The sequence below is a fragment of the Sphingobacterium spiritivorum genome, assembly GCF_016725325.1.
Taxonomy (GTDB): Bacteria; Bacteroidota; Bacteroidia; order Sphingobacteriales; family Sphingobacteriaceae; genus Sphingobacterium.
In genome coordinates, this window is record NZ_CP068083.1 from 2,803,704 (window position 1) to 2,815,344 (window position 11,641).

Annotated in this window: 17 protein-coding genes; 14 read left to right on the forward strand and 3 right to left on the reverse strand. The window is 38.7% G+C overall.

Going from position 1 to position 11,641, the window contains the following annotated elements; all coding sequences use genetic code 11:
• The first annotated feature begins 17 nt into the window (after positions 1 to 17).
• The 14 genes from I6J02_RS11595 (at position 18) to I6J02_RS11660 (ending at position 10,235) form a co-directional block, all read left to right on the forward strand.
• A complete protein-coding gene (locus I6J02_RS11595) occupies positions 18 to 1,091 on the forward strand; it encodes a DUF932 domain-containing protein (RefSeq protein WP_002993143.1) in 1,074 nt (357 codons plus the stop codon).
• 52 nt (positions 1,092 to 1,143) lie between these two features.
• Complete coding sequence (locus I6J02_RS11600) at positions 1,144 to 1,341, forward strand: hypothetical protein (RefSeq protein ID WP_002993144.1); 198 nt, start codon at positions 1,144 to 1,146, stop codon at positions 1,339 to 1,341.
• Between the two features lie 25 nt (positions 1,342 to 1,366).
• Positions 1,367 to 1,705, forward strand: a complete 339-nt coding sequence (locus tag I6J02_RS11605) for a hypothetical protein (RefSeq protein WP_002993145.1) — start codon at positions 1,367 to 1,369, stop codon at positions 1,703 to 1,705.
• 18 nt (positions 1,706 to 1,723) lie between these two features.
• The gene (locus I6J02_RS11610; RefSeq protein WP_002993146.1) at positions 1,724 to 1,948 is read left to right on the forward strand and encodes a hypothetical protein; all 225 of its coding nucleotides are present in this window, start codon (positions 1,724 to 1,726) and stop codon (positions 1,946 to 1,948) included.
• Complete coding sequence (locus tag I6J02_RS11615) at positions 1,948 to 2,145, forward strand: hypothetical protein (protein WP_002993148.1); 198 nt, start codon at positions 1,948 to 1,950, stop codon at positions 2,143 to 2,145. The genes I6J02_RS11610 and I6J02_RS11615 overlap by 1 nt, the downstream gene beginning before the upstream one ends.
• Before the next feature lie 11 nt (positions 2,146 to 2,156).
• Entirely contained in the window at positions 2,157 to 2,765 is a 609-nt protein-coding gene (locus tag I6J02_RS11620) for a PRTRC system protein E (protein WP_002993149.1), read from the forward strand.
• Positions 2,766 to 2,783: 18 nt separating this feature from the next.
• Positions 2,784 to 3,002, forward strand: coding sequence for a PRTRC system protein C (locus I6J02_RS11625; RefSeq protein ID WP_002993150.1), 219 nt, complete (start codon positions 2,784 to 2,786; stop codon positions 3,000 to 3,002).
• A 17-nt stretch (positions 3,003 to 3,019) separates the two neighbouring features.
• Positions 3,020 to 4,174, forward strand: a complete 1,155-nt coding sequence (locus I6J02_RS11630; protein WP_002993151.1) for a hypothetical protein — start codon at positions 3,020 to 3,022, stop codon at positions 4,172 to 4,174.
• Positions 4,175 to 4,184: 10 nt separating this feature from the next.
• Positions 4,185 to 4,898: a PRTRC system protein B gene (locus I6J02_RS11635; protein ID WP_002993152.1), complete on the forward strand. Its 714-nt coding sequence runs from the start codon at positions 4,185 to 4,187 to the stop codon at positions 4,896 to 4,898.
• Positions 4,898 to 5,704 carry a PRTRC system ThiF family protein gene (locus I6J02_RS11640; RefSeq protein ID WP_002993153.1) on the forward strand — a complete coding sequence of 269 codons (807 nt, stop codon included), beginning with the start codon at positions 4,898 to 4,900 and terminating at the stop codon, positions 5,702 to 5,704. The genes I6J02_RS11635 and I6J02_RS11640 overlap by 1 nt, the downstream gene beginning before the upstream one ends.
• Before the next feature lie 394 nt (positions 5,705 to 6,098).
• The gene (locus I6J02_RS11645) at positions 6,099 to 6,407 is read left to right on the forward strand and encodes a helix-turn-helix domain-containing protein (protein ID WP_002993154.1); all 309 of its coding nucleotides are present in this window, start codon (positions 6,099 to 6,101) and stop codon (positions 6,405 to 6,407) included.
• 23 nt (positions 6,408 to 6,430) lie between these two features.
• A complete protein-coding gene (locus I6J02_RS11650; protein ID WP_002993155.1) occupies positions 6,431 to 7,933 on the forward strand; it encodes an SMEK domain-containing protein in 1,503 nt (500 codons plus the stop codon).
• The gene (locus I6J02_RS11655) at positions 7,930 to 9,378 is read left to right on the forward strand and encodes an argonaute/piwi family protein (RefSeq protein ID WP_002993156.1); all 1,449 of its coding nucleotides are present in this window, start codon (positions 7,930 to 7,932) and stop codon (positions 9,376 to 9,378) included. The genes I6J02_RS11650 and I6J02_RS11655 overlap by 4 nt, the downstream gene beginning before the upstream one ends.
• A 5-nt stretch (positions 9,379 to 9,383) precedes the next feature.
• Positions 9,384 to 10,235: a hypothetical protein gene (locus I6J02_RS11660; RefSeq protein ID WP_002993157.1), complete on the forward strand. Its 852-nt coding sequence runs from the start codon at positions 9,384 to 9,386 to the stop codon at positions 10,233 to 10,235.
• 2 nt (positions 10,236 to 10,237) lie between these two features.
• Here the strand turns inward: I6J02_RS11660 and I6J02_RS11665 are convergent, their stop codons facing one another.
• The 3 genes from I6J02_RS11665 to I6J02_RS11675 all read right to left on the reverse strand — a co-directional run bounded on the left by I6J02_RS11665 (position 10,238) and on the right by I6J02_RS11675 (position 11,486).
• The gene (locus I6J02_RS11665; protein WP_002993158.1) at positions 10,238 to 10,621 is read right to left on the reverse strand and encodes a response regulator transcription factor; all 384 of its coding nucleotides are present in this window, start codon (positions 10,619 to 10,621) and stop codon (positions 10,238 to 10,240) included.
• Between the two features lie 273 nt (positions 10,622 to 10,894).
• Positions 10,895 to 11,194, reverse strand: coding sequence for a helix-turn-helix domain-containing protein (locus I6J02_RS11670; RefSeq protein ID WP_002993159.1), 300 nt, complete (start codon positions 11,192 to 11,194; stop codon positions 10,895 to 10,897).
• Positions 11,175 to 11,486 carry a helix-turn-helix domain-containing protein gene (locus I6J02_RS11675; protein WP_037459849.1) on the reverse strand — a complete coding sequence of 104 codons (312 nt, stop codon included), beginning with the start codon at positions 11,484 to 11,486 and terminating at the stop codon, positions 11,175 to 11,177. The genes I6J02_RS11670 and I6J02_RS11675 overlap by 20 nt, the downstream gene beginning before the upstream one ends.
• Between the last annotated feature and the right edge of the window lie 155 nt (positions 11,487 to 11,641).

The window sequence follows — 11,641 nt, forward strand, 5'->3', positions numbered from 1 at the left end:
ATCAAAATTTTAGCATTATGGCACATAACATCAATTACAACGAGAAAACAGGACGTTATTCATTCTTTAGCGTTCAGCAAAAAGCGTGGCACGGTCTGGGGCAAATCGTAGAGCAGTACCCCACAAGCGAGGAAGCTATCCGACACGCAGGGTTAGATTACGAGGTAGTCAAATCCCCTCTGTTTACCAAAGGTTCGGGCATTACCGAAACCGCAGACGGTATCGAGATAGGCAGTAACGAACTGGAAGTACCTAACTGTTTCGCCAACATACGCACCGATAACAATGCCGTATTGGGCGTAGTGGGTAAAGATTACCACATCGTACAAAACCGTGAAGCGTTCAGTTTCTTTGATGCTATCGTAGGAGGTGGCGAGGGTATTCTGTACGAAACCGCAGGGGCATTGGGCAAAGGCGAACGCATTTTTATCACAGCCAAATTGCCCGACTATATCCGTGTAGGCAATGGCGATGATGTTACGGAAAAATACATCTTCCTTACCACAAGCCACGACGGAAGCGGAAGTATTACCGCAGCGTTTACGCCTATCCGTATCGTTTGCCAAAACACCCTTAACGCTTCATTGCGGAATATGACCAATGTAGTCCGTATCAAGCACACATCGGGAGCAAAACAGCGTATCGAGAATGCACATAGGATAATGGGGTTAGCCAACACATTGAGCGACCAGCTACAGGGTATTTTCAATGACTGGACAACGATAAGGGCAACAGACCAAGAGGTCAGAAAGCTAATCCAATTGGCACTATGCCCGAACAAAGAAACCCTTGAGCTCATCAAAAAAGGTGCTGAAGACGAAATATCAACAATGTTTAAAAATGCCGTGAACGATGCGTTTGCCTATGCAATGACGAGTGATACGCAACAAATGGACACTACAAAAGGCACATTGTTCGGAGCATACAATGCTGTTACAGGCTACTTCCAAAATGTACGCAATTACAGGGATGACGAAGCCAAGTTACAGAGTATTGTATTGGGTGGAACGGCTCAAATGAAAGGACAAAAAGCATTTGACCTATGTACAGCCTTTGCGACAGACGGTGCGGAAATCCTAAACCTCAATTAGATAATCACAGGCTACCGCCACAATCGGTGGTAGCCTGTTAAAAATAAGTTTTATGAAAGCGATAACAATAGAGGAAGCCAAAAATTTGGCGAGAGCCAAGAGCCTTGAAAAGAAGCACAAAGGCGAAAGCGTATTTATCATTTACTGCAATCGTACAGAGCATTTCTATATAGACACGAACGGTTTAGTACGCCTTTGGGAAAAATTACACGGCTACTATGTAAATGGGGTTTATGCCACCGAAGATTAACGCATAACATTCAAAAGCAGTTACAATGGAAACGAACGCCATAGCGATAAAATTTGTCAGCCACGAAGTACCCGAATTGGAAACGCTGAAAACCTCAAAGGTCTATCAGCTAAGGGAAAAACTGAACAAGGGCGAGAAGCTAAGCCGAGCCGAGAAAAATTGGATTGCGGAAGCGGTAAACCGAAACGCCTTTTTTAACGGGGCAGTTCCCCTAATGGGTTATCGGTTTGGGTTTGATGATATTCTAAAAACCTATGTAGTGAAGCAGTACGACAGTTGGCAGGAATACAGCGCACCCGACAAAACGAGCCTACGGAGTATAATCTATGGCAGGATTGACCAAATAGCAGAAATCAGTCATTAACACTTAAAGCAATCAAAGATGGAAACAACAGATAGAATTACCAAAGAAACAGACCTTGAAAAGTTTTGCAGGGAGCGATTTAAGCACTTGACCAATGCACAGCTTGTGGCAAGGGTAAACGGTCTTCCCGATTTTGGTTGGGATGATGAGGGCGTGGAACTGCGAAGAAGGCATAGGGTATCAAACGGTGCGTTTGACTATGCCTTTAATCATAACACGATGGTAATCCTAAAAGACGATTAATGATGTACGTAACAGATTTAAACGGTTGCCAAATCGAAGTAACGGATTTAAAGGAAGCCATAAAAATAGCAGGGCGGTACAAAGAATACCGCCACGAGGACGAGCGTTTTTCCGAGTTCGACAAGAGGCAAAAAGCCTATTGGGCGGATATGTACGAGAAACTTACAGCCATCAAAGAACAAGTAACAACACATTAAAACTCACAGCAATGAACACAAATTTTTTCAATCAAGTACAGCAGTTGGATTTTACAGGAATATTGCAACTGAACATTTCTAAGGGGATAGAAAACAAACTAATCGTAACAGTATTGCTCAACAATGAGCAATGCGGAGATAGTGCGAAAAACCTCATTCCCCCATTGATTTTTAACGCCACTTCGCAGGAGTTTGACGAGGGATTTTTTGAGCAGATAAACGCACCAATTAAAGCCATATCGGGTTTAATGGTGGATATGGAAGCCTTTATGAAGCAAATGGAAACCGTCAAACTGCAATCCGAAATGGAGAAGCAGAAAACCGAGAAAGCCAAAAAGGAAAAAGAAACCAAAGACAAGAAGTACAAAGACGGTATGGCAAAGGTGGACGAGTTGGAGAAAGAGGGCAAGTTCCGTGAAGCGTGGATGAAAGTACCCGACATTACGGAGTTTCCCGAAAAAGCGGACGAGATACGCAAACGCAAAACGTCATTGTCCGACAAGTTCGGGACACCGAGCCTTTTTGGTGGAGTAACGGAGGAGCAACCCGAACCGCCAAAAACGGAGGAGGTTGCTACCTATTGCCCAATAAATACAACAAACGAAGAAGTAGAATATTAACAATTAAAAACGAACATTATGTTATTAGCAACAGTATTACCGAGAATTTTCATACTCAAAGATAAAGGACAGGATATTCCATTGACTGACCCCGAACCACGTTGGAGCGTGGAAGCCGTAATGAATTTCTATGCAAATTCTTATCCGATACTGACCACTGCCAAAGTATCTGCCCCTGTTATCCGTGACGATACAATACAGTACCGATTTGAGAGTGTAATGGGAACGAAAGGTTAAATCAAAAATCAAAAAAAATGAATTATGCAACGCAATATCATATCGGGCATCATCAAAACCCTACAGCAACCGAAACAGAAGACTTTGCACAAACAGTTGGGCGAGTTCGCAGATTGGATGCAAAGACCAAAGAACGCAGACGAAATAAGAAAAGACAAAATGAAATCGGTACCGATAACGGTACTACCAATGGTTTTCTAAAATGCTCATTTCTGCCTAAACTGCAAGAAGCACAAACCGTACAGGCTTGTGGAAAATCGGAAAAGACGGAAAGGGATTTTTATCAGTCCCTTTCCAAATTGGCAGGGCATTACTGTATACAACCTATGCAGTCCAGGCAGTACGGCTATCCCTACAATATCGCTTTAGCTTTGGATTCCACAGAGGAACAGTTAAGAAAGAAGTTTCGTGATTGGGAAGAACTCCGTTTGATACAGGATAGTAAGAAAACGTATTTCGTAAGTGAAGAACGGTACAGTACAGGTGCAACCCTGTATTACATTCCCGTAGTGCCATTGTACCGACTATCTAAGCATCCCAATCGCAAGCAAGCCGTACAGCTATTGCAATCCGTGTGTGCGTACCTATACCACATTGCAGATGTTCCTTACTATCGACAGGAAAACAGTTATCTGTATTGGATGTATGAAATGGTAACAGAGTGGATTGTAAGCGATGACGAGAATGAGGACACGACAACGTATTTAAGCGAGATTAGGCAATCAGAACAGATAGGCGAACGTATGGAGCAGAAAATTTACAACAAGCACAATTTGAGCCGATTTGCAGTCCGTTTAAACTCCTTTAAAATCAAAGACAGCTTTGACCAAGATTGCTACAAACTGGCAAGTGAAGCCTTTGCCTTGTATGAACAATACCCGAATGCTACCATAAACCGTAATGCCCTGCCAAGCGGAGAAGCAAGCGAAGAAGATATGGAAAATAGTATAGGTGTGGAAAAGTACGTTTCGTTCTGTGCCGATGCAAAAGGTATTTTGTTTCAAACACTTTTTGAGAGCGTGAACACCGAGTTGCAAGAATACGGACAAATGGAAGAACCCACCATTGTGAAAAGGTTTGATGGTAGTGATATTACTGCAAATACCCTTGAATTTGAAAACCGTGTTTTTGCCTTAATTGAGGAATTGATATACATACTGAATAACTTTTAGATACTCTAAAATGAAAGATATAACACAAAACTTTGGAACGCTTTACCACCCTTTATCGGCTTTGGTTTTTTACCAAACCAAAGGAAGTAATAGAACCACCTATGTAGAGCATTTTGATATGGATAGGAACGGTAATCCAATCAACGCCCATCCTTTGACCGAGAGAGAAGCTAAAGAATTGGCAAAAGCACTCAATACGGAAAAGGAAAAGAGCAAGGCATTTTTAAAATCTAACGGCATTCTGCCTACCAACGTCCTGCACATTAATCCGAGTGAAAACGGTACGGTACTTTGGTACACCAAAGCACGAAAAGTCAAAATGTTCTTTACTGAAAGTCTTGAAATACCAAACGGTACGGCGAAAGTACCTGCAATGCTTTGGTATGCAAGCAAACAGAGCCTTATTGTTTTCGCCCTAGAAAAAGACCGAAGACCTACCGAGAATACCGTATTATTTCACGCACCATTTTTCAATATTTACGAGGACGGACACGTATGTATGGGAACTGTAGATATCAATATCAAAAATTCTGCTTCGGTTGAAGAATTTATGCAAGCGTGGGAAAGCTACTTTTTTAACAGCTATTTCAGTCACTTGGTAAACGAACACAACCCCATAAAAGGAAATTGTGTAAGCCTTTGGAAAGACCTCATCGGCACAGACAAAGCCTTTCCTAAAGATATATTGAAAAAGACAAACAAGACCATAAAAACGATATTGTAATGAGCAAAGAAATTTTAAAAGTCCATTTTACGGACAGCGATTTGATAAATCCTACCAATCCCATAACGGTAAACGTAATCGGTGCAGGTGGTACAGGCTCAAAAGTAATGACTGCCTTGCTTGAGATGAACCACAGCCTAAACGAGTTAGGACACGCAGGGTTGTTTATTCGTCTTTGGGATGATGATGTAATTACCCAAGCCAATTTAGGAAGACAGCGTTTTGCAGAAAGTGAGGTCGGTTTGTACAAATCTGTTGCTATCATTAACCGTATAAATCGCTTCTCAGGTACGAACTGGAAAGCGGAAGCAAGGAAATTTGAAAAAGACAATAGCGACAGTTTCCCCGAAAATGCAGGAGCAAGTATTTATATTTCCTGTGTGGATAGCGTAAAAGCAAGATTTGAAATTGCGGAAATATTAAGTGAATTGAGCAATGGAAGACCCTATTCCAACCGCCCACGTTATTGGTTGGACTTCGGCAACAGTCAACATACAGGACAAGTTTTACTATCTACCATAGGAAAAATTCGCCAACCCAATTCAGAGAAATATGAAACGGTGGCAAGCCTGCCAATGGTTACGGATGAATTTGGCGAACTGCTTAAACAATCCGAACTGGAAGACGATACACCGAGCTGTTCCCTTGCCGAAGCGTTGGAAAAGCAGGACTTGTATATCAATTCCTCATTGGTTCAGATGGGTTGTTCACTGTTATGGGGTATGTTTAAAAATGGTTTGACACCATACAGGGGATTTTTTCACAACCTGAAAGATTTCCGAACCCATCCTATAAAAGTCGCCTGATTGGAAAATCGGGCGGCAAAAAGACACTCCCTCCCGATGGTCGGGACAGTCTTTTTGCATAAATCGGAGCAACCTCTTTGGCAAAATGGGATGCCTACCCACCATTCATTCCGGCACATTTTACCAAACAGGTTGCGACATTATTTGAGGGATGTTCATTATCCCTTTTGTTGTTTTAGGGAACTTCTTTTCTTGCCACATTGGCGACCAAAGAAAAGAAGCAAAAGAACGCCGCATTATTTACCGCCACACAGTTATTAATTTTATCAGATAATTACCTTGAAGAGCCACAATAACTGGTTAATAATATATTGCCTGCTCAATGCGATTAATAGTTAAAGGAATAACGTATATTTGACATTATTTGTCAAGTAGAATATTTCAAATACACAAAATGGATTATAAAAAAACAGTTGGAGAAATATTACGTGCTAAACGAGAGGAGAAAGGGCTTCTCTTAAGGCAAGTTGCTGCTTTGCTCGAAATGGATACAGCAATTCTGAGTAAAATTGAAAGAGGGCAAAGAAATATCAATAAGGAACAGGTTTTTAAACTCGCAGATATTTTGGGCATAGAACGAGAAGAATTACTTATTCAATACCTCAGTGAGAAAATTGCAATTGAGCTAAAAGACGAATCGTTGGCGGATAAAACTCTTAGAGTTGCCGAAAAGAAGATAAAGTATATGTCACAAACTAAATAATAAACCTCGAAATATTTCAAAAATTGAACAGGATTGAATACATCAACAAGATCACTACTTGTGCAGCGAGATTTGTCCACGAAGTGGAAGGGTTTAATGCAATAGGAAATTATCATATTAATATCCATGCAGAGAATTTTTTGGTACCGTTATTAAATGAGGTTTTCGGGTTGGAACTTGAAAATCTTAATTCTACAAAAAAGAAAAATTTTCCAGCAATTGATCTGGCCGACTTTAAGAATAGGGTGGCTTTTCAAATTACGTCAACATCTTCTCTTGATAAAATTAGGACTACGCTCGAAACATTCTCAAAGTATGACCTACAAAATGAGTTTGATGTACTCTACTTATATATTCTCACAGAAAAGAAGCCGCAATACAATGATGCAAAACTGAAAGATGTAATACCCGATAGTTTTGGGTTTGAGTCAAGTGACCATATTATAGACAAGGACGTTATTCTTCAGAAAATAAATGCTATAAGCTCAACGCCCAAAATTCAAGCGATTTCTAAATTATACGAGCATGAGTTTTCGGATATACAGATTGAACAGCGCCAGCTTAAGTTCGAAAATGGATACTTGAATAACGAGCCAGAAGATATTTCGCCTAACATGGTTAAAATATCATTTCCGAAGGTTTTGTATAAGGCAGAATTGTTTATTAATGAAGAAGCTATCCTCGAAAATCTAAACGATTATTTGGAGAGTATTGGAAAAAGGAAAGTGAAAAAGTTGAAGCCAAACACACTGGTCAAAAAGGCTTTAAAACAAAATAAAGTATATTTTGAAGACTGGATTTTACATGAAAAGTGTATTTATACTTTTCGGGATTTATCTAAAAACAACGAACCATTGAGAAAAATTATAGATGCTGGCACAATAACTACTTTGGATTGTAAAGACTTCTACGAACAAGATGAAGCGAGTAACAAAGTATTCAAAAACCTTTTAAGAAAATCTCTGATCCAACTTTGCTATTATAAAGGAATAGAATTCTTCCCGCCAAGAGGAATTTTCAGATTTGCCAATTCAAGACCTCCTAAAGCAAAGCAAATTAGATGGAAGGGTAAAAAAGAGTCTACCAAGACAGTAATATTCGAAATGACAAATAAGAAGGAGGGGCACATAATCTGTTATAGACACTTAGCATTCAAAGCATCTTTTTTAAATTTTGAAATAGATTGGTATTTGGTCATAAATCCAACATGGAGCTTTACAAATCCGGGTGGATATAGGGAAAGTCGATTTGAATCAGCATATATGGCAGGAATAAAACGACTTGAGAATAACAATTCTGTTTACAATTACTTTAGATTCTTTGCGTACTACTTATCTTATACGGACCTGTTTGTTACTGAATATCCATACCTGCAGACCTCGAAAAATGAGCCATTAAGTTTATCTCCCAGCCTAGATGAACAAAAATGGATACCCGTTAAAATCGTTGAAGAAACATCTGAGTTTACTCCAACGGAAATAAGCCTTGATAACGAATTAACCAACTCAATTTTTTCTGATCAATGAAATTAAGATATATAGAAGAACCATCATTACAATTTGGCTTAGGACATCAGATTTGTCCTAAAAGTGGCATTTACAATTTTAATCCATTTGATATTGATCAAGTTAGACCTGAAAAAATCACCATTGGAGTAGTTGGAAAATCTGACAGTGTTGATGCAGTTTTAGAATGGATAGAATCATGCAAAACCCATATTGATGGAAAACAAAGTAAAACCCCACATCCCAACCTTTTTCTAAATTTTTGCGGTTTCAATAAAAGTATAGGCTTTAAGTGCGAGATCAATTATGATGATACATACCTAAGAAAGTTAAATAACTCTGATTTAGAGAAAATCGTCAAGAAAAGCAACTCCCTGGAAACGATAATTGCAGAAATTACAGAACTCTATTTAGCTGAAATCAAATTCTTATCTAAAAACAAAAAACCAGATGTAATTCTTTGCGCTTTGCCTGAAAATTTAATGAAACATATTACCGAAGCTAAGGCAAAAGCTTCTGGTGAAGATGAAGAAGAAACTGAAGTTCATGAACGTGATTTTGATGAAGATGAGGTTTCTTCAAAAGAACAGAATTTCAGGAGAAATCTTAAAGCAAAGGCAATGCAATATAATGTGCCTATCCAAATCATTAGGGATAGAGTTGCAAAACCAACCAAAGAGATGCAAGATCCTGCAACGGTTGCTTGGAATTTTTTTACAGCATTATACTATAAAGCTTCAGGAACGCCTTGGGCATTGATCAGAAAAGACACTGCTGAAACTACTTGTTATGCCGGTATAAGCTTCTTTAAAAGTAGAGATAGAAGCTCAACACAAACAAGTATTGCCCAAATATTTAATGAGTTAGGGAAAGGTGTCATTTTAAGAGGTGAGGAAATTACTTTGAAAAAAAACGATAGAACACCACATCTAAGTGAAGAACAAGCATTCAATCTTCTAAAGCAGTCCCTAACTGAATATTATGAAGCCGTAAAAATTTTTCCGAAAAGACTAGTAATCCATAAGACCTCTAACTTCAGTGAAGATGAAGTTTACGGGTTTACCCAAGCAGCTCGTGATTTGCATATAAATCAAGTTGACTTAGTTTCTATACAAACATCTGATTTAAGATTATACAGGAATGGCAATTATCCGCCGATGAGGGGAACACATTTCGCTATGAGTTATAAACACCACTTGCTATATACAAGAGGATCTGTGCCGTACTACGAAACGTATCCAGGTAGATATATCCCTCGAGCCATTGAAATAAAATTAGCACAACATGATGAATCTCCAAACATCATTTGCGATGAAATCCTTGCATTAACCAAAATGAATTGGAATAATACACAATTTGATAGGCAGATGCCTATTACAATTGAATGTGCGAGAAATGTTGGAGAAATATTAAAATATTTGAACCAAGAAGATAGTATGCAGCTTAAATACAGCTTTTATATGTAGAGACTATGGAGAAAGCCGAAAAAATAAAACAATTACTATCCAACCAATTTGAGTTGGATTTATTTGAAGCTTCAATTGCTAGCTTAAATGATCGAACAAACAAACTTCGCTTTAATAATTTTGCATGCTCTATAAGGGAGTTGTCACGACATTTTTTATATAACCTTGCTCCGGAAGAACGTGTGAAAAATTGTGTTTGGTTTAGCCCCGAAACTGCAGACGGAAAACCTACAAGAAACCAAAGAATTAAATACGCAGTCCAAGGTGGAATAGACGACACTTTTTTAGATCGTTGGGGATTTGAGGTTGACGAACTCAAAGACATGATAAAGGATGTAAAAGAAACAATCAATACTTTAAGCAAGTATACCCATATTAATCCTGAGGTGTTTAATATTAGCGATTCTGAAATTGAGCGTATGAGCCAAGATGTACTTAACTCTTTTATTAGTTTGGTAGAAACAATTGAGAACTATCGTGAAGATCTTAAACAATTCCTTGATGGACATATCGAAGAGCATATGGTATCATCCGTTGTAACTAATTTTTTTGAGAATGTTGATCGACTTGCACCTCACCATTCACTGGAATATAGTGAAGTGTCAGAATATCATATTTCAGAAATTAATGAATATGAAATTGTAGTGGACGTCTTTGGAGATTTACATGTGATTCTTGAATATGGGTCTAATAAAGAAAGACGTGAAGGTGATGGATTAGACTTGCCAGAAACATTCCCTTTTGAAACGAAGATACGCTATCAAATTGAAGAGGATTTTCCGTCCTCTAAGTTTGAGGTCGATGACTACGATGTGGATACTTCAAGTTGGTATGGAGACGATGATGATGAAATATAGTCTTAAGCACTGAAGATAGCTTTCTTAAAATCATCAACATCGCTTCCAAGTAGTAGATAACTTGAAAACCCAATCTCTAAAAGAGATTTCCCAACTTTCTCATCATCAATATCGCTATGGGCAACCAGTTTGATTGCAGGGTACTCTTTCCTTAATTCTTGAAGCTGTTTAAGCACATTTTGGTCGTAAAAATCCAAGTCAATAATACAGACTTTGGGGAGTTCATTCAATGAAGACAACTGTGTTAGCCCATTTTCAATGCTTTCTGACCGAGATAGTATTTCCATTCCAGATGCAGCGAGATCTTTGCAGATGTTATCGGTTACAGGGCTTTTGTCATTGATAAAAGACAGGGAGATTGTTTCTTGTACAGTACCAGTTTTCATACGTTACCTTTTTTTGAGTTAGATGAAGTTCCTGCACAAAAAGAAAGCGCAGGCAACTACACTTACCGCACATTGAGGTACTGGTATACCCGACAACGAATAAGCGAGCGCCCACGCCTATGGCATGAGCGTTCTTCCTTATCGTCCCGTTGTCTAAAAATTACCAGTTTTCAATGTGGGACTTAAAGCAAAAACACTTTAAGTATTTCTATATTTTACATAGCAAAGATACTAAACTCGTTTCGATATAGAAATATGATTGCTTGAAATCCGTTACTTGTTCTTTTGTCCATTGCAGACATAGTTTTGTTCAAGTATCCGTAAAAGGTCGGTTTGCTTAAAAATGATTTTGCCGCCTATCTGGATGTATGGGAGTATTTGGTCATCACGATATTGCTGTAAAGTCCGTCTGCTGATATGTAACAGCTTGCACACATCTTCGCCCGAAAGATATATTTCACCGTTCATTACAGGACGGTAGTTTTTTAATATCTGTTCAATACGATTTCGTAGCTGTGTAATCATTTCCCTGTGGGCGATGATATCGTCACTATCATTCGTGAATAAATCCATTTTCAGTAGTATTGTCCAGCTGTCCGGCTTCGAGCAAAGCCTGTACATCTGAGCGTTTATAATAATTTTTACGGTTCAGTTTTGAATACGGTAATAGTCCTTTGCTTTTGTGGGTCTGTAAAGTCCGCTTGGTAATGTTCATCATCAGACATACTTCCTGGTTATCGAGCCATTGTTCCGCTTTAAAAATGGGCGTATATTTCTGTGTGGCATTTTCGGTCAATTCCAAAAGTGCTTTTAGCTCATTTTTCATTCCGTCTAGTGCCGACTTTTGTATTGCAATTACTTCCATTGTTTGCTCAATTTTACTATGGAAGTCGAATTTATAAATGCTTATGATAGCGTTAGAAAATGTTGCAGGCTTTGGCTCTGAAAGGTAGTGTTTGGCTCCGCGATAAATTTCAGCATAGTTTATTTTGTAAATTTGAAAATTATAGGTTAATAACA